Consider the following 18,022-nt stretch of genomic DNA (forward strand, 5'->3'; position numbering starts at 1 on the left):
AAAGCCCGGCGGGCCTGAGCCGCCTGGAGCTGTGTGCTGAATTTGATGGCCTATTCGCGAGCAAGCCCGCTCCCACATTGGATCTCCACTGTCCTGCCAGAATCTCGTGGGTTACAGATCCAGCGCCATTTCATGCCAGGCCATGCCGCCATGGTCGGATGCGGACACGTTGAGGTAGGCGAAACCAAACCCGGCATACAGCGGTATGTGCCGTTCCTTGCACATCAGGTTGATACGAGTTTTGCCCAAATCCCGCATGCGGACAATGAACTCGGTCATCAAGCGCTTCGCCAGTCCCAGCCCTTGGAAGTCAGGGTGCACCACCACCGACATGATCACCACCTGCGGGCCATCCGGGTCATGGCCAATCATTTCCTTGAAGGCTTCATCCGCCATTTCTACCTGATACGCCGCCCCCGAATTGATGAACCCGGCGACGACACCGTCGACCTCGGCCACGATAAAACCTTGCGGCCAGGTGGCAATGCGCGTGGCGATTTTCTCGCGAGTGGCCGCTTCATCACCTTCATAGGCTTGGGTTTCGATGGCGAAACAGCGATCCAGATCAGCCGGCGTGACCTGGCGAATGACAGTCGTGGTTGAGTTCATGGCGTGGCCCGGTCAGCGAAAAAGAGGGAGCGAATCATAAATTAATAAGGTCCGCATATCGATCATCGGCACGCCCGTAAAGCCTTCGTATAGCGGCTTTCTTTCGCGCAAGGTTCGGGCTATTGCTTGTCCCTGTCTTTCGCCATGAAGAGGGAAACTCACCATGACTAGCGTTCAGGTCGGTCTTCTTATGCTGTTCACCATCAGTGCTTTTGGCTTTATCACGCTAACGATCGACGTGTTGCGAGCGCGGCGAATCAGCAAAGATAAATAGTGCAGATGCCGAGTGGCGGCGGCGCTTGAGTGCGCCGCCTCTCAACCCGTTCAGGCCGTTTTGAGCGGGACCCAGATTTCCAGCACACCGGTATTGAGCTTCGGGTTGAAGTCGTCGCTGTAGCGCTCGAACTCCGGGGCATCGGCGGCCTCGTAACCCGACGTTGGCAGCCAGGTTTTCCAGATGTACTGAAAGGTTTGCGGCAGGGTGTCCAGCGCACCTTCGTGCTTGAACACCGCGTAGTGCTGAGGCTGTATTTCGATCCAGCGGTAGAGATCCGGTAAGTCATCGAGCTTGCTGATTTCGACACCGGCGATGTACTCAAATCCACCTTTACCGTCCGGGTTGCAGCAGACGCCGTAGGTTACCTCCCCAATCTGCCCTGGAACGTTACCGATGTGCGGTACGAATTTCTCCCAGAGCTTGGGAATACCTTCGGTGGTGTCCGCGCTAAACCGCCCACCAAGTCCTGCGATCAGCAGAAAATGCCCCGCTTCGAAGCGCGGTCCAGCGACTGCGCCCTTTTTTGGATCATCCATGAATCAACTCCTGCAACTGAAGGTAGGTTCGGCTGCAAGTATAGAAGCCAAACCGGATTCCCCCAGTCAAAGGCCCGGAAGTTCTGCAACAGCCGCCGGAAGGATAAACTCCTGATAGCCAGAAACGATCACGTAGACCGCGAAATAGCAGAAGATCGCTGCAGATGCGAGGTAAGAGTAGCGCAGCAGCTTGTCACCCAAGAGTTTGCCGCCCTGGGTCGCCGCCAGGCACAGGGCAACGCACCACAACAGCCCGGCGCAAAAGAACCCTGCCAGAAACAGTGCGGCATTGCTCAGGCTACCGCCCCCGGAACGGGCAATCAGCGTACCGCCGACCGCGGCGAACCAGAGAATCGCGCTGGGCGACGACATTGCCAGAAAAATCCCACGGAAAAACTCCCGCCGATGGGAACCGGCACTGACTTCACCTGCCTCTGCCAATACGGCGCTGTGATAAATCGCCGAGTGAATCATCTTCGCCGCGAAGTACAGCAGCAATGCCGAACCACCGACCCACAGCACCCAGCGCACTGCCGAGTACTGCAACAGCACCGTCATGCCGGCCAGCGCCAGCACCGCGTAAATCAGGTCACCGACACAGGTGCCGAGCCCCAACGCAAAACCCTGAAAATACCCACGCTGCATGGCCAGCGTGATCATCGCAATGTTGGCCACGCCGATGTCCAGGCACAGTGAAAGACTCAGCAAAAAGCCGCTGGAAAACTCCATTTTTCATCTCGTTTAAAAGTGGTAGTTGAGTAAAAGCCAACTTCTGCAAAAAGCGTGCGCGCACTGATTGAGAGCGAAAACTTGCGCATGCGATCAACCGTGTAGTGAAAAATAGTTGGACCTCGCCACTAGACAATTGGCCACCAGCGCCCTTATCTTCCGCCACAGGCCACCGCAGTGGCCAGCGTCGCTCGGACGGTTCCGGGCGCTTACGTTACTCGAGGCAACAATGGCCGAACAAGGTTCGCCGCGCCGCTTTGCGCGCATAGATCGACTCCCCCCTTACGTATTCAATATCACTGCCGAGCTGAAGATGGCCGCCCGTCGTCGTGGCGAAGACATCATCGACTTGAGCATGGGCAACCCTGACGGCCCGACTCCACCGCACATCGTCGAAAAACTGGTGACCGTTGCCCAGCGCGAAGACACCCACGGCTACTCCACCTCCAAGGGTATTCCGCGTCTGCGCCGGGCGATTTCCAATTGGTACAAGGATCGCTACCAAGTTGATATCGACCCGGAAAGCGAAGCCATTGTCACCATCGGCTCGAAGGAAGGCCTCGCGCACTTGATGCTCGCCACCCTCGACCAGGGCGACACGGTGTTGGTGCCGAACCCGAGCTACCCGATCCACATCTACGGCGCAGTGATTGCAGGTGCACAAGTGCGCTCGGTGCCGCTGATCCCCGGCGTGGACTTTTTCGCCGAGCTGGAACGGGCCATTCGCGGCTCGATCCCGAAGCCGAAAATGATGATTCTCGGCTTCCCGTCCAACCCGACCGCGCAGTGCGTCGAGCTGGATTTCTTCGAGCGGGTGATCGCCCTCGCCAAGCAGTACGACGTGCTGGTGGTGCATGACCTGGCCTACGCCGACATTGTCTACGACGGCTGGAAAGCCCCGTCGATCATGCAGGTGCCGGGCGCCAAGGACATCGCGGTGGAGTTTTTCACCCTGTCCAAGAGCTACAACATGGCCGGCTGGCGGATCGGTTTCATGGTCGGCAACCCGGAACTGGTCAACGCTCTGGCACGGATCAAGAGTTACCACGACTACGGCACCTTCACCCCGCTGCAAGTGGCGGCCATCGCCGCGCTGGAAGGTGATCAGCAGTGCGTCAAAGACATCGCCGAGCAGTATCGGCAACGGCGCAACGTGCTGGTCAAAGGCCTGCATGAACTGGGCTGGATGGTCGAAAACCCGAAAGCCTCGATGTACGTCTGGGCCAAGATTCCAGAAGCCTATGCGCATATGGGTTCGCTGGAGTTCGCCAAGAAACTGCTGGCCGAAGCCAAGGTCTGCGTATCGCCGGGCGTGGGCTTTGGTGAATACGGGGATGATCATGTGCGCTTTGCCCTGATCGAAAACCAGGACCGGATTCGTCAGGCGGTCCGCGGGATTCGCGGGATGTTCCGGGCGGATGCGGCGGCGGGTTGATCCCTGCGTTTAAGCCAGTAGAACGAAGAATGCCCCTGTGAGTGTATTGCGCTCACAGGGGCATTTTCGTATCTGGAAGTTGATCGCTAGCGTTATGGCTGTAACGTAGTCGCGCCTTTGTAGTAGAAAGGTGACATGTCGATAACTTGAGTTTCCACCGTACGGCCCACCCCTTCACAGGCGGCGTTGTTCAGCAGGCCATTGTCATGATCCCCCATCCAACTAAACAGGCCACCCAGCAACCATTGAAGGACATACTCGCCTTTGGCCTTGACGGTACGGGGTGTATCCAGAGACATGAACACTTGGGTCGTTCGGTTGTAGAGAAAGTCTGCATCTGCCTTTTCGTCGGTGTACAGAGTAAAGCCATTCATCGGCTGCTTCGTTTCCAGATCCAGATAATGCTTCATCGCGCCCGGCCATTCGGTAATGCCCGGTTCAAAACAGCCTGGCGTCGAGTTAGGGACATCCTCGGTTCCCGGGCGTTGGGTGTATGTTCCCACCAGCGGTGACACGCTCGTCAGCACCGCTTGCTGAGCATTTCGACTGTATCCAGCGTAGCCGATAAAAATTATTTTCGACGGCACGCCCAACCCCAGCAGGTACTGCACCGCTGAGTGCACGGAGTTCTCGGTAATATCAGCGGGATCGCTGCGATACAGGTTGCAATGGTGCTGGATTTTAGGGGCCCAGGGCGTACCGAAGAAGTCATAACACATGAGGTTGATGCCTCCAAGACCCGCCTGGATCAGCAACGGAATATTGGATTTGGCTAACTTGACCGGGTCGGCAATTGCCGCGATGCTAATTTTCACACTGCCTTTCCCGATGGCAGTCAGTTTGGTTTTAAGCGCCTGAATAAACACCGCAAAGTAAGCCGGATCGTCATCATCAAAATCATTACCTTTCCATGTATCACCCGCTTGCGGCTCATTCCCGGGTACCGATGGGTACTCCCAGTCGATATCGAGTTCGTTGAACATCGGCCATAGCGTAAAGATCGCGACAAGGGAGTCGATGCAACGTGCAGTTTTGATTGGGTCACGCGCAATGTGATAAAAGGCATGACTCATTGACCAACCGCCAAGACTCAAGGAAAGCTTCAGGCCTGGATTAGCCGTTTGAAGTTTAAGCAGCGCACCCAATACGCCTTGCGCTTTGGCGGGGTCATAGAGGTCTGCATAGTCGTTACTTTTCCACCCGTTGAATCCGCAATTGATAAAGGCCGCAACATCATTCCAGGGATCGATAAACATCGCGAGCGCAAGAGCGATAATCTCTGCAGCATCCAACTCTTCTCGCGTCGGATTTTCCGGATCTAGCGCAGGAGAGAGGCCCCAATTGATCACGGCCTTATTGATCACATCTCGATTGACCCCTTTGTCCCCCACAATCGCGGTAAACCCAACCACGATTTTATCGAAGGTTCCGGTCTTGCCCAGAAGCCGCATGATGTCGGTTCCACGGCCTCCGGTTGAATAGTCCTCAGGAGGCGGCTTATCAGGCCCTTCGCCATAACGTGGATCGCCAATGCCCCAATCGCTTTTATAACAAAAAGTACTGTAGCCATTTTCTTCGTACTGATTGAAGACATTCTTGGCCATCCGACCGGGGGTATAGGACAGCTGATCATCTCGTTTTTCAGGCTCAAACTGGTTCTGCGCATAGGTTTTTTCGGCAGCACCCACGCCCCACATCTTGGGCGGAGTTCCTACGGCAGTGCCTGGGTCCGTGTCATAAACAAGCTGACTCACTCTGACGCTTCGGTTTGCCTGCGTTGCACCTGGTTCTTTGGTGGTCATGATGTTTTCTCCCCCGCACGCGTAAATGAGTCACAAGTTCATGAGCAACTTTTACGCGCGGCACAACACAGCGCCTACCTGTCAAAGTTGACAGTGCCGACGAGTGGTATTCAGGGGTTGAGGATCGCAAAGAAGAAAGCCGCGACAAGGATTGAATATCCTCTCGCGGCTCAGATGACTCTGTAAGTCCGGCACCCGCACAAGGCGCAGGCACCGTAATAAATCAAACCACCAACGACAGCAACATGATGAAGCCCAGAGCAACGACGGACAGGATGGTTTCCATCGCGGTCCAGGTCTTGAAGGTTTCGGCCACGGTCATGTTGAAGTACTGCTTGACCAGCCAGAAGCCTGCGTCGTTGACGTGCGACAGGATCAACGAACCCGCGCCGGTGGCCAGCACCAGCAACTCGCGGTTCACGCCCGGAATCATCCCCACCACCGGCACCACAATGCCTGCACCGGTAATGGTCGCCACGGTCGCGGAACCGGTCGCCACGCGGATCACCGCCGCGACCAGCCAGGCCAGCAGGATCGGCGAAATCTGCGCGCTCACCGCCATGTGGCCAATCACATCGCCCACACCGCTGGTCACCAGCATCTGCTTGAAGCCACCGCCGGCACCGATGATCAGAATGATCGCCGCGGTTGGCGCCAGGCTGGCGTCGAGCAGTTTGAGGATCTGTTTGGAACCGATGCCCTGACGATGCCCGAAGGTGTACAGCGACAGCAGCAGCGCCAGCAGCAACGCCGAGATCGGGTGACCGATCATGTCCATCCAGGTGCGGAAGAAATGCCCGTCCGGAAGTGCGATGTCGGCAAAGGTTTTCAGCAGCATCAGGAACACCGGCAACAGCACGGTGATCAGCGTGATGCTGAAGCTCGGCAAGGTGCTGGAGTGCGGCTCGCGAGCCAGTTGATCCACCAGTTCCTGGTTAGGATGGCCGGGGATGTACTTGGCGATGAACGTGCCGTAGATCGGACCGGCAATGATCGCGGTCGGCAGGGCAACGATCAGACCGTAGAGAATGGTTTTACCGATGTCCGCACCGAACACCCCGATGGCCAGCAATGGCCCCGGATGCGGCGGAACCAGACCGTGTACGGCAGACAGACCGGCCAGCAACGGGATACCGATCTTGATGATTGAAACGCCGGTGCGCCGGGCAACGATGAACACCAGCGGGATCAGCAGTACAAAGCCGATTTCGAAGAACAACGGGATACCGACCAGGAAGGCCGCAAACATCATGGCCCATTGCACGCGCTCTTTGCCGAACGCGCGAATCAGGGTCTGGGCGATCTGATCCGCCCCACCCGACTCGGCCATCATTTTGCCAAGCATGGTGCCCAACGCAAGGATGATCCCGACAAACCCGAGTACCCCACCAAAACCGTCCTGGAACGCCTTGATGATGGTGCCAATCGGCATGCCCGAGGTCAGCCCGAGAAAAGCCGCAGCGATGATTAATGCAATGAAAGGATGAAGCTTGAACTTGGTGATCAGGACGATTAATCCAATCACGGTGATCACTGCATCAAGCAGCAAAAACGACTCGTGGGACATGCCAAACATGGGGGGTATCTCCTGTTTGTTGTTGTTATTGAAGCGGGTTATTCAGAAGCCGTCAGGACAGCGCTATCTCTTGCAACAACACTCAGCCGGCGAGTTTCAAACCATGACTGAGCCACCAGGCGTGGGCCTGCCGGGCGAGTTCATCGACGTTGTGCTTCGAGGCATCGAGCGCCAGGGTCAGTGGCTCGCCAACGGGGGATTCAAGGGTCGCGAACTGGCTGGCGATCAAGGTCGAAGGCATGAAATGCCCAGGACGATGAGCCACGCGATCGGCGGCGACTTCAGGGGTCAACTCGAGGAACACAAAACCCAGGCCCGGCAAGGCGCTGCGCAAGCGTTCACGGTAACTGTGCTTGAGCGCCGAGCAGGTCAACACCGGGCGTGCGCCCGAGGCATCGACTCGACGCAACTCCTCGCACAGGCTGTCGAGCCAGCCGGCACGATCGTCGTCGTTGAGGGGAATACCCGCGCTCATCTTTTCGATATTGGCGGCAGGGTGAAAGGTATCGCCTTCAATGCCGGTTGCGCCGCTCAGCTGGCACAGGGCCTCGCTGACGCTGGACTTGCCGCAGCCGGCCACGCCCATGATGACCAGGGCGGTGATGGGTTGACTCATGTAACACCTCAGCGCGCAGACAGCGCTACCTTTGCTACGTGAAACTCTAGTGCAAAAGCAGGCATTGCCGACGCCTTCTTGTCATTTTTATGGGTTGCAGCACGTTCTTTCCCAACGCCAAAAAGCAGGGATCAGGCAAACCCTGCTCAAGCATTTGCAGCCGCATCGAGACAGCGCTACCTTAGTGCCTTGAATTTTGTTTGGCAAGCAGCCCGATGACCTCCACTAAAAACGATAAAAATACTCGCACCACCGGCCGCCCTACCCTCAACGAAGTCGCCCGTCTGGCGGGTGTGAGTCCAATCACCGCGTCCAGGGCCTTGCGCGGGATCAGCACCGTCGCCACCGAGCTGGTGGAAAAGGTCCAGCAGGCCGCGCTCGAACTGAACTACGTGGTCAACCCCGCTGCCCGCGCACTGGCTTCGGCCCAGAGCCATTCGGTGGTGGTGCTGGTGCCGTCGCTGTCGAACCTGCTGTTCATCGAAACCCTTGAAGCCATCCATCAGGTGCTGCGTCCCAAAGGCTTTGAAGTGCTGATCGGCAACTATCACTATTCCCGTGATGAAGAAGAAAACCTGCTGCGCAACTACATGGCCTATCAGCCTCGCGGCCTGCTATTGACCGGCTTCGATCGCACCGAAAGTGCCCGCCGGATGATCGAAACCAGCAATATTCCCTGCGTCTACATGATGGACCTGGACCCTGGCGCCGGTCTGAACTGCGTCGGCTTTTCGCAATTGAGTGCCGGCGAAACCGCCGCACAACACTTGATCTCGCGCGGGCGGCGACACCTGGCCTACATTGGCGCGCAGCTCGACCAACGCACCTTGCTGCGCGGCGAAGGCTTCCGGCGTGCCTTGCAGCAAGCCGGCCTGTACGACCCGGACCTTGAGTTGCTGACACCGCGTCCCTCCTCGGTGGGCCTTGGTGGCGAATTATTCCTGCAGCTGATGGCCAGCCACCCGCAGGTCGACGCGATTTTCTTCGGCAACGACGACCTGGCCCATGGAGCCCTGCTCGAAGCCATGCGTCACGGGATCAAGATCCCCGAACAAGTCGCCATTCTCGGCTTCAACGACCTGCCAGCGTCGGCGCACATGGTGCCGCGCCTGAGCAGCATCAGCACCCCGCGTGAAGCCATCGGCCGGCGCGCCGCCGAACACATGCTGACCTTGATGGCCGGCAACTCGGTGGCCAATCCGGTGGTCGATATGGGGTTTGAATTAAAGGTTCGCGAGAGTACCTGAGCCCGACAGCTCTACGTGCAAATGTGAGCGTTGCCCTTGACCCCGCTGCGTCGAGGGCAGCCGGCCAAACGTTGAAACATCATTATCCGGCACACCCGCGATCCACGCTTGATGCCGGCGATCAAAAACTGCCTTGCCGCCCATCAAAAAGGAGACGGTCCGGCGCTTGTGATGAATGCAGGGCACGCCAACCTCGATGAAGTGTGGGTAATGACCACCGACCTCACTATCGAGTATTTAAGATCGCCCAATGCAGGGGGGGCTGATAGATTCCAGACGCTCGCCTCATCCCCAGAAAGAGACAGACATGAACGGACTCAAGGTACTGCTGACCGGCGCCTGCGGCAGAATTGGCAAAACTTTTTTCGAGGCTTCGAAAGACCGCTACACCTTCACCCTCACCGACCGGGTCGAGCCCGGCTTCACGGTCAACGCGCCACATCGGTTTTTCTGCCTCGACCTGAGTGACGCGGCAGCCGTCAGTGCCGCGCTCGAAGGCATCGACGTCATCGTGCACCTGGCCGGCATTCCTCACGCCACGGCATCGTTCGACGAGTTGTTACCCAACAACATCCTGGCCACCACGTATCTGTTTGAGGCCTCCGTGGCGGCCGGTTGCAAGCGGTTGGTGTTCGCCAGCAGCGCGCAAACCATCGAAGGTTACCCGGTGGACCGGCAGATCACACCGGGCATGCCCGTCATGCCGGCCAATCTTTACGGTGTCAGCAAATGTTATGGCGAAGCCCTGTGTGCTTTCTATTCGGCCAAGCGTGGTCTGTCGACTATCGCGCTGCGCATTGGCGCATTCGAGTTCCCGGATCGTCATGAACTGACCAATGCCCGGGACCTGAGTGCATGGCTCAGCCCCCGCGACGCGGTGCAGTTACTCCAGCGCTCGGTGGAGGTTGAAGGTGTGCAGTACCTGATCGGCCACGGGATTTCCAATAATCGCTTCAAGCGTCTGGACCTGAGCGAAACCACGCGGGTGCTTGGCTATGAACCAGTAGATGATGCATTCCAGCTGTTTGACATCCCCATCGCGCCCCTCTGAGTACCTCGCCCGACAATCAGCGAAATGCCTCGCGCAAACCGCTCTCGGACCTTCCCGCCAACAGCATCGGATGCGTCCCACAGATTTGTCGGAAACGCTTGCCATCGTTTTTTTTGCGCGTGCCGTAGCCTGTTTGGAGCTGCTTTTAACCGCCCCAAGGAGTCTTATGTCATGCACACGGACCCGCAAAAACAGCAAGGGTTACTCTCACGCTGGAGCGAAGCCCTGGCGACCGAGGCGTTCACGTCTCGCCGGATAAGCCTCGGCCATCTGGCCGATACACTCGAGTTCAGCACCCGCGCAAGCTTTCAGCGCTTATTGCAGGCGCTGCTGCGCGAAGGCCTGCTGAATCCCAAAAGCCTGAAAGCCGAAGGCTCGGTGCATTGGCATACGCTGCTCGATGGTGCCCGGTTGTGTTTCGAAGGGCTTATCCCGGCGCGGATGAACAGTTGGGACCTACAGGGCGACATCACGCTGCATCGCTCTGAATGCCCAGCACAAAAACTGCTGTTTCCTTCACAGTTGCTAAACCTGCTCTGCACACAACTTGAGCCTTTACCGTCACCCGAAGTCCTCGTTCGCCTGTGCGAGGAGCTTGATGACAGCTTCTGCAACGCCACCTTGTGCCAGGCCTTTCACCACGGCTGGAGCCGGCAACTGCGTGAACAGTTCAAGCTCGCCGATGACGATAATCTGCTGACCTGGCTCAAGAGCAACACCGCCCACCCGAACCCGACATCGGTGCTTGAACAGTGGGGCACGCTGGGTCATCCCTGGCACCCGAACTACAAGACCAAGCTTGGCTTGGGCACCACTGAGGTCATTGCTTTATCACCGGAATTCGAAGCCTGCGTGCCAGTCGTCCTGTGCGCCTTGCATCGGCAATGGGCTCACGTCGAATCGTTGATCGGACCTGAGCATTACCGCGGCTGGTGGCAAGGGCATTTCCCGCTCGCGGCCGAACAATTGATCCAGCACCTTCTAACCCAAGGTCTCGACCCGGATGACTACCTGCCCATCCCCGTCCATCCGTGGCAAGCCGCAGAGGAACTACCGCGCTCGTTTGCTCGCGAAATTGCCGACCGCGTGCTGGTCGTGACCACCATCATTGCGTTCAATGGTCAGCCGACCATGTCGTTTCGCACCCTGGCGCCCAACGCAAACCGCTGTTCACCGATGGTCAAGCTTCCGGTGGCGCTACGACTGACCAGCGTGCAGCGCACCCTTTCGCCACGCTCTGCGCGGATGGGGCCAAGGGTTAGCGGATTGTTGCTGCAAATACTCAAGCAGGAGCCGCAGATTCGAGCCGTGTTGAACATCGTGCCGGAACGTATCGGCGTGCATTACTCGCCGCAACCGGCAGATGATCAACGCTCCCGGCACCTGGCGGTGCTTTACCGGGATAACCCGTCAAGCGTGTTGCAACCGGGCGAGATGGCCGTTCCCGTTGGCAGCCTGTTCGCCCTGGATGAACGCGGACAACCGTTACTGCGCCAGTGGGTCCGGTTGGCCCAAGGAGGCGACGGCAGACCGGAACTGCTGCGCTTTTGCCGTGACTATCTATCGATCGCCGTTCCCGGATTGCTCGGTCTGTACCTGATCTACGGGGTCGCCTTTGAGGCGCACCAGCAGAACAGCTTCATGGTCATGAGTGCCGAGGGACAGTTAAGCCGACTGCTGGTACGTGACTTCGGCGACATTCGGATTCACCGCCAGACTTTGCACCGGCAAGGCCTAGACCTTCAGTTGCATGACCCGCAGATGACGCTGTATGACGATGCGGACTTCGTGCGCGACAAACTCTTGCACACCACCTTCATGTGCCATCTCGGTGAGCTGGTTCTGCTCTGCGCCCGGCATTGGAAGATGCCGGAAGATGCACTTTGGAATGAGCTGGCCATTCAGGTCAGCGACTGCTTTGACCACCTGCGCGAACGGGTCGAGCCTCAGCGCTGGACAATCGAGCGTCTGGCCTTGCTGAAACAGGACTGGCCGGCCAAATCGTTCATGCGTATGCGCTTGCTCGACAGCGCGCTCGATATCGTCGGTCGCCTGAGCAATCCGCTTCGCGTGCACTCTTAAATAGTCACTGGAACGGTAAAAAGGATTCTCGATCAAGTAATGACACTTGATCGAAATCCTTTTAGCTGCATGACGTTTTAACCAAGTTGCAATGTCGAGTTGAATTGACTGATGGCGTCCACCACATGCCGTGAACCCTGTTGAATTTCCAGGATCACCTCGCCCGCTTCATTGGCCAGTTCCACACCAAGTCCAGTACGACTCAAACTTGATTGCATGCTCGACACTGCACTCAAGGACAAGTCGTGGTTCTTGCGCACTACTTCCACAATTTCCACGGTTGCGTGGCTGGTTCGTGCCGCCAGGCTACGCACCTCGTCGGCAACCACCGCAAATCCTCGCCCATGTTCGCCGGCCCGCGCAGCCTCGATTGCGGCGTTGAGTGCCAGCAGATTGGTCTGATCGGCGATACCGCGAATGGTCTGAACAATGGTGCCGATGATGTCGGACTGTTTGCTCACCGCATCAATGCTGAGGGCCGCTTCATTGAGATCCCTGGAGATCTCTTCGATGATCTGCACGGTTTGCTGCACCACCTGCGAACCTTTCTGGGCGCAGGCGTCGTTTTGCACCGAGGTTGAATGGGCCGACTCGGCGGCGGTTTGCAACGTGGTCATCTGCCGGGTGATGTCGCTGGCGAACTTGACCACTTTGTACAAGCGGCCCTTGGTGTCGAAGATCGGGTTGTACGAAGCTTCGAGATAGACCATGCGACCGTGTTTGTCGACCCGTTCAAACCGACGCGAATGGAATTCACCTCGGTTGAGCGAAGCCCAGAATGCCTTGTAGGCCGCCGACTCGCTCTCCGAGCGATGACAGAACAGGCTGTGGTGCTGACCCACTACTTCGTTAAGTGAATAGTGCATGGTCTGCAAGAAGTTATCGTTGGCAGTAATCACCCTGCCATCGGGGGAGAATTCGATCACCGCCATGGCGCGGCCCAAGGCATTCACTACGCTCTGGTTTTCATGCTCTTTATTGATTCGAGCCGTGATGTCCGAGGCCACCTTGATCACGCTTCGTACGTGCCGGTCAGTCCCGATCACCGGCATATAACTGGCCTCAAGCCAGACTTCCTTGCCACTCTTGTTCATGCGCAAGAAGGTGCCACTGTTTGATTCGCCACGACCCAATTCACGCCAGAAGCGCTGGTAATCTTCGCTTTTGGCGTAATCCTCTTCACAAAAAATCCGGTGATGCTTGCCGCGCAACTCCTCGATGGAATAGCCGACGGCCTTACAAAAGTTTTCGTTGGCCTCGAGGATCACACCGGTGGGGTCAAACTCGATCATTGCCATGCAGCGGCTGATTGCCGCCAACTTGGCATTGGCCTCAGTCAATGCGTAGCTAAATCGCTCTATCTCAAGCAAGTCAGACTTGTGGTGTCGATTGAACATGGTGGTATCACCTTCAGCGCTGTCTTTTGATGAACGGAAGTTCCTAGTCTTTCACTGGACTTACGACTACCTTCCACAGAACAGGCAAACGCATCCTCAGACGAAGGATAAGAGTCAGGTGATCAATGATGATTAATCGGAGTGTCCATAACGCAACGCTCTTATCAAGCCATCCTTTTCTTGACGCCCCGTGCAGGGGCCAACCCAACATTCACAAGTAATTCCCTCTAAGAAACACTCCTTTTCACCGCAGTGCCTTAAGTGGCGCACTCTTATCGATCATTCAATTTACAGCCGGCCGCAAAACACTGACTCAAGCACAATCGGGCTGAGGCATCGAGACTTTCACGCTTTATAAATTGACCGGCATCAGTAGCTACGAGTGAGCATAGACAGCAACGCCACGGATGCAAGGCCATCAATAGGCCATCTTTTTATCGATGGTCAGAGCGCCGCAGGATGGAGCATCGCCAGCAGCGCCTGCACCGCCGCAGAGGGTTCCCTCAACGGTGTCGCGACCAGCGCAAACTCTCGATGAACAGGCACCGCCAACGGCAGCACGCGCAACCCCTTGCGATTGGCTGGCAAGGTCATTTCCGGAACCAGTGTCACCCCGACGTTTTCCCGAACCAGCGCGAACGCACTGCCCCACTCTCGAACTTCAACCCGGACATCCAGCAGCGCAAGACCTGCATCCGCTGCCAGGCTGCGGGCATTGACGCTGCATCCACCAGTGGCCAGCACGAATGGCTGCCCGACCAACGTCTCCAACCTCAATCCGTGCTCATGGTTTCCGCGAGCCAATGGGTGCGCCATCGGCAGCACCGCAACCCAGGTATCTCGCCCCAACATTCCGGCGTTGCGTTCAGGTGGAGGATTGAGCACCACGCCCAGATCAACCAGGCCAGCGCCGAGCAACGCTTCGACTTCGTTGTCGCTGACCTCCAGCGCCACCACCTGAATACCGGGATAAAGTTGCTTGAACTGGCGCAACAGCGGCGGCAGAAACGTTGCAAGCACCATCGGAAAACTGGCCAGGCGAATCGTGCCACGCTGAATATCCCGCGCCGCGTCGGCAGTAGCCCGGATGGTCTCAAGGGCCTGAAGCATCACCCGCGCCTGGTCGATCACATGGACTCCGACCGCGGTCGGCAAGGTCTGACGGTTTTCCCGGACAAACAGTTGAATACCGAGCACGTCCTCAAGCAAGGCCAGCGCTTGACTGGCCCCCGACTGAGTCATGCCGACACGCTCGGCAGCGCGAGTAATGTTGCCCGTGTCGGCGATAGCCACCAGCATCCGCCAATGCGTCAGGTTCATCATGGCAGTAGCTATCCTTATGGCTGATATCTGAAAGATTAATTTTACGACATGCGCGGGCGACTATGACACTGATCAAAATCCTCACCTGGAACCCTGATCATGAAGTTGTATTTTTCGCCTCAAGCCTGTTCCCTTGCGCCGCACATTGTTCTGCGCGAACTGCAGTTGCCATTCGAGCTGGTCCGCGTCGACAACCGAACGAAGAAGACCGGCGACGGTGCCGACTTTCTTGCGATCAATCCGAAAGGTTATGTCGCGGCGCTGCAACTGGATAACGGCGATGTGCTGACCGAAGGACCGGCAATCCTGCAATACCTGGCGGATCTTCGCCCGCTTGCCGGCCTTGCACCGACATGCGGATCCTGGGAAAGAGTGCGTTTGCAGGAGGTCCTGAACTTCATTTCGAGTGAGATTCACGGCGGCCTGGGACTGCTGTTCAACGTGCAGTTTCCTGATCAGGTGAAAGCGCTCTTCAAGGAGAAACTGTTCAAGCGGTTTGCCGTGCTGACCCAGACACTGGAACAACAGGATTATCTGCTGGGCGAACGCTTCAGCATCGCTGATGCCTATCTGTTCAGCGTACTGCGGTGGACTTCCTTGTTTGATATCGACCTGAAGCAATGGCCGTCGCTGGAGCGTTTTCAGGCGCGGATTGACTCACGGCCTGCGGTAAGCGAGGCGCTGGCGGCGGAAGTGGCGCACGCCTGAAGATTGATCGCTGGCAAGCCCTGCTCCTACGGTGATGCGGTGCGTTCGAGATCAAGGGCTCATGCAAAACCTGTAGGAGCACGGCTTGCCGGCGATGGCGACTTCATGAGCGCCATCACCGGTGAATGCCACACCTACAGACTACTGCTGACTTTCGTCGCGACCTGCGTTGGCACCCAGCCCTGCCACACCTGCGGTTGCTCGCGCAGGAAGGCTTGTGCGACTTCACGCGGTTTTTGGCGTTTTTCGCTCATCTGGCCGAGGGTCTGGTTCAGCAGATCGATCGGTAAATCGACTTTCTCGAAGAACGCCACCAGGTCCGGGTATTGCGCCTTGAACGGTGCCGAGACGCCAATGGCCAGGTTGGCCGGCATCGAGCGCGTACCTTTGGGGTGTGGGTTGTTGGCGTCGGCCAGGGTTTTCCAGGCATCGGCATCGAAGGCCGGTTCGTCGAGCTTCACCAATTTGAAACGCCCCAACAGCGGTGTCGGCGACCAGTAGTAGAAAAGTACCGGCTTGCCGCGCCGAATCGACGAACTGACCTCGGCATCCAGCGCCGCCCCCGAGCCGGTGCGGAAGTTGACGAAGCTCTCGTTCAACGCATAGGCCTTGAGCTTCTGGCTGTTGACGATCTCCGAGGTCCAGCCGGTCGGGCTGTTGAGAAAGCGCCCGCGAGTCGGGTCTTCCGGATCCCGGAACACGTCCTTGTAGCGCGCCAGATCGGCGACCGATTTCAGCTCCGGCGCCAGCGGTTTGATCCCGCGCTCGGGGTCGCCCTTGATCACATATTCCGGCACCCACCAACCTTCGGTAGCGCCTTTGACGGTATCGCCCAGGCCAAACACTTTGCCCTCGGCCTGAGCCTTGATCCAGGCTGGACTACGCCCCGCCCACTCCTCGCCGATGACCTGAATATCATCCTTGGCCAGCGCGGCTTCAAGGCTGACGGTGCTGCCCGGCAGCGTGTCAGTCGGGTAGCCATAACCTTTCTCGACGATCAAACGCAGGATCTCGGTGATCAGGCTGCCGCTTTCCCAGGTGATGTCGCCGAAGTGAATGGGTGCGACTTTTTCCGCCGCGGGGGCCTGTGTCGCCACAAGGCTGAAGACCAACAGCGAACTGCCGAGCCAGGTTTTGATTGATCTCATGCGGACCTCAGGGTGGGGGGTGAGAACAATGGTTGATTGGCGCTGCGCTGGCAAAGCGTCTGACAGCGGGTCATGTAGACGCTGACCGAACGCTGGGAGATGCCCAGTTCGGCGGCGATTTGCGGGTAAGTCAGGCCCTCGAGCCGTGACAGCAGGAACGTCGCCCTGACCTTGCCCGGCAAGCGGTCAAGCGCCTGATCGAGAACACTCAAGGTCTGCAACTGCTGCGTCAGGTCTTCCGGCGACGGCCCTTGGCAGGGCTGAATGTGCCGCAACTGATCAAGGTGTTCACGCTCGCGGTCCCGTCGGTGCCAGAGACGATAAATCACCCGCTGAGCAAGAGTGGTCAGCAAGGCACGAGGCTGTTGGATCGACGTCAGGTTCGGCGAGTCGAGGAGCTGCGCAAAGGCCTCGGCGGCGACATCTTCGGCGCTGATGCCAGCATCGAGGTAGCCGCGCAAGCGATTGCACAACCAAACATAATGACAGCGGAACAATCCGCCGACGTATTCGCTGTGAGAAAGGTCAGTGCCGGACATGGAGGCTCCAATCGATAGGGTTGCGCTGGATGTCCGGTGGTCCGGTGCAGCGATCCTAGCAAGGAGCCTTATTCTTTAATAATACTTAAAAACTATTTTAATATATTCTTTAGAAATAAATAAATCACATCGTCCACCAATCGCGTCAATCCTCAACGCAGTTGTCCATACCCCAGCTCTTCGGCTTCCTGCCGGTAATCCAGGAGGATCCGGTAGTCGCTTTCAGTAGCCGGCAACACCTCGTGGAGCCCCAGGACTTCAACCACATCAGGCAGTTCATTCAACGCCTGGTTCATCACCTCGCGAAGGTGCCCGATTTGCCCGTCCGTCAGGCTGGCGACCCCGATATACGGCAAGGTTGGGCTGAACGCACTGCGCGCCACCACCCGCAGACCTTCGACCTCCTGCGGCGCATGGCGTGCCAGATAGGCGAAGGTCACGCTGTCGATGGACGCCAGATCCGCGCGCCCGTCACGCAGCCAGCGCAGGCTTTCCCGGTGACTGCCGCTGACCGAGACGCTGGAAAAAAACTGACCATTGCGTTGCAACGCAGCGATGCGGTGACGCAACAGATTCATCCCGCTGTTGGAGTCCTCGCCATTGATCACCGCTCGGCACTCCAGCAGCGCCGGCAAGGTTCGGCGCGGGTCGTCGGCCCGGGTCAGCAGCAGGCTGCAATGGTTGCCAGCGCTGCTGTCCGGTAGCTCATAACGCGGCCGACCGATCACCCGCACCTGCCCGCGCAGTGTCGTCATCAGCGGATAGCCACAGGTCTGCGTGAGCAGTAATTGCGGGGCCAGCCAAAGCTCCATCAACGACAGGCCTTCAGCGTTCAAACGGGTCGCGCCGAGCCGCTCGACGATACGCGCCAGCCAGTGTTCATTGGCCTGACGTATCGGCTCGGGGGCGACGTACATCAGTAATTCTGCAAAACCTGAAATCATGCC

The 18,022-nt window shown here is 57.9% G+C and carries 16 protein-coding genes and 1 pseudogene; 5 read left to right on the top strand and 12 right to left on the bottom strand.

Annotated features, from left to right (window positions below; all coding sequences use genetic code 11):
• Positions 1–111: 111 nt before the first annotated feature.
• The 3 genes from AC3WK5_RS08585 to AC3WK5_RS08595 all read right to left on the bottom strand — a co-directional run bounded on the left by AC3WK5_RS08585 (position 112) and on the right by AC3WK5_RS08595 (position 2,151).
• Entirely contained in the window at positions 112–609 is a 498-nt protein-coding gene (locus tag AC3WK5_RS08585) for a GNAT family N-acetyltransferase (RefSeq protein WP_103314968.1), read from the bottom strand.
• A 324-nt stretch (positions 610–933) separates the two neighbouring features.
• Complete coding sequence (locus AC3WK5_RS08590) at positions 934–1,422, bottom strand: GyrI-like domain-containing protein (RefSeq protein ID WP_103314969.1); 489 nt, start codon at positions 1,420–1,422, stop codon at positions 934–936.
• A 66-nt stretch (positions 1,423–1,488) separates the two neighbouring features.
• On the bottom strand, positions 1,489–2,151 hold the full coding sequence (locus AC3WK5_RS08595) for a LysE family translocator (protein WP_103314970.1): 663 nt from the start codon (positions 2,149–2,151) through the stop codon (positions 1,489–1,491).
• A 229-nt stretch (positions 2,152–2,380) separates the two neighbouring features.
• Here AC3WK5_RS08595 and alaC point away from each other — a divergent pair, with 229 nt between their 5' ends.
• A complete protein-coding gene (gene alaC, locus AC3WK5_RS08600) occupies positions 2,381–3,586 on the top strand; it encodes an alanine transaminase (protein WP_103314971.1) in 1,206 nt (401 codons plus the stop codon).
• Between the two features lie 92 nt (positions 3,587–3,678).
• Here alaC and AC3WK5_RS08605 read toward each other — a convergent pair whose 3' ends face one another.
• The 3 genes from AC3WK5_RS08605 to AC3WK5_RS08615 form a co-directional block, all read right to left on the bottom strand.
• On the bottom strand, positions 3,679–5,388 hold the full coding sequence (locus AC3WK5_RS08605) for a glycosyl hydrolase family 18 protein (protein ID WP_103314972.1): 1,710 nt from the start codon (positions 5,386–5,388) through the stop codon (positions 3,679–3,681).
• 223 nt (positions 5,389–5,611) lie between these two features.
• Positions 5,612–6,964: a GntP family permease gene (locus AC3WK5_RS08610; protein ID WP_103314973.1), complete on the bottom strand. Its 1,353-nt coding sequence runs from the start codon at positions 6,962–6,964 to the stop codon at positions 5,612–5,614.
• Positions 6,965–7,046: 82 nt separating this feature from the next.
• Positions 7,047–7,580 (bottom strand): gluconokinase, encoded by a 534-nt coding sequence (locus AC3WK5_RS08615; RefSeq protein ID WP_054593660.1) that lies wholly within the window; start codon positions 7,578–7,580, stop codon positions 7,047–7,049.
• 215 nt (positions 7,581–7,795) lie between these two features.
• On the opposite strand from AC3WK5_RS08615, the gene gntR reads away from it, so the two are divergent.
• From gntR to AC3WK5_RS08630, 3 genes are all read left to right on the top strand, one after another.
• The gene (gene gntR, locus AC3WK5_RS08620; RefSeq protein ID WP_103314974.1) at positions 7,796–8,827 is read left to right on the top strand and encodes an HTH-type transcriptional regulator GntR; all 1,032 of its coding nucleotides are present in this window, start codon (positions 7,796–7,798) and stop codon (positions 8,825–8,827) included.
• Between the two features lie 307 nt (positions 8,828–9,134).
• The gene (locus AC3WK5_RS08625; RefSeq protein ID WP_054593662.1) at positions 9,135–9,878 is read left to right on the top strand and encodes an NAD-dependent epimerase/dehydratase family protein; all 744 of its coding nucleotides are present in this window, start codon (positions 9,135–9,137) and stop codon (positions 9,876–9,878) included.
• A gap of 171 nt (positions 9,879–10,049) precedes the next feature.
• A complete protein-coding gene (locus AC3WK5_RS08630; RefSeq protein ID WP_103314975.1) occupies positions 10,050–11,960 on the top strand; it encodes an IucA/IucC family protein in 1,911 nt (636 codons plus the stop codon).
• 77 nt (positions 11,961–12,037) lie between these two features.
• On the opposite strand, the gene AC3WK5_RS08635 is transcribed toward AC3WK5_RS08630, so the two are convergent.
• The 3 genes and pseudogenes from AC3WK5_RS08635 to AC3WK5_RS08645 form a co-directional block, all read right to left on the bottom strand.
• Positions 12,038–12,577 (bottom strand): methyl-accepting chemotaxis protein, encoded by a 540-nt coding sequence (locus tag AC3WK5_RS08635; protein WP_371917621.1) that lies wholly within the window; start codon positions 12,575–12,577, stop codon positions 12,038–12,040.
• A 9-nt stretch (positions 12,578–12,586) separates the two neighbouring features.
• Positions 12,587–13,357, bottom strand: a pseudogene (locus AC3WK5_RS08640) (PAS domain-containing protein); the annotation flags it as partial.
• Positions 13,358–13,801: 444 nt separating this feature from the next.
• Positions 13,802–14,680: a LysR family transcriptional regulator gene (locus tag AC3WK5_RS08645; RefSeq protein WP_103314977.1), complete on the bottom strand. Its 879-nt coding sequence runs from the start codon at positions 14,678–14,680 to the stop codon at positions 13,802–13,804.
• 99 nt (positions 14,681–14,779) lie between these two features.
• On the opposite strand from AC3WK5_RS08645, the gene gstA reads away from it, so the two are divergent.
• Complete coding sequence (gene gstA, locus AC3WK5_RS08650) at positions 14,780–15,388, top strand: glutathione transferase GstA (protein WP_103314978.1); 609 nt, start codon at positions 14,780–14,782, stop codon at positions 15,386–15,388.
• Between the two features lie 134 nt (positions 15,389–15,522).
• Here gstA and AC3WK5_RS08655 read toward each other — a convergent pair whose 3' ends face one another.
• The 3 genes from AC3WK5_RS08655 to AC3WK5_RS08665 form a co-directional block, all read right to left on the bottom strand.
• Positions 15,523–16,536, bottom strand: a complete 1,014-nt coding sequence (locus AC3WK5_RS08655; RefSeq protein WP_103314979.1) for an ABC transporter substrate-binding protein — start codon at positions 16,534–16,536, stop codon at positions 15,523–15,525.
• Positions 16,533–17,075 carry a sigma-70 family RNA polymerase sigma factor gene (locus tag AC3WK5_RS08660; RefSeq protein WP_103314980.1) on the bottom strand — a complete coding sequence of 181 codons (543 nt, stop codon included), beginning with the start codon at positions 17,073–17,075 and terminating at the stop codon, positions 16,533–16,535. Before AC3WK5_RS08660 ends, AC3WK5_RS08655 begins: the two co-directional genes overlap by 4 nt.
• A gap of 152 nt (positions 17,076–17,227) precedes the next feature.
• Positions 17,228–18,019: a phosphate/phosphite/phosphonate ABC transporter substrate-binding protein gene (locus tag AC3WK5_RS08665; protein ID WP_103314981.1), complete on the bottom strand. Its 792-nt coding sequence runs from the start codon at positions 18,017–18,019 to the stop codon at positions 17,228–17,230.
• Between the last annotated feature and the right edge of the window lie 3 nt (positions 18,020–18,022).

The sequence above is a fragment of the Pseudomonas sp. FW306-02-D09B genome (assembly GCF_058782685.1).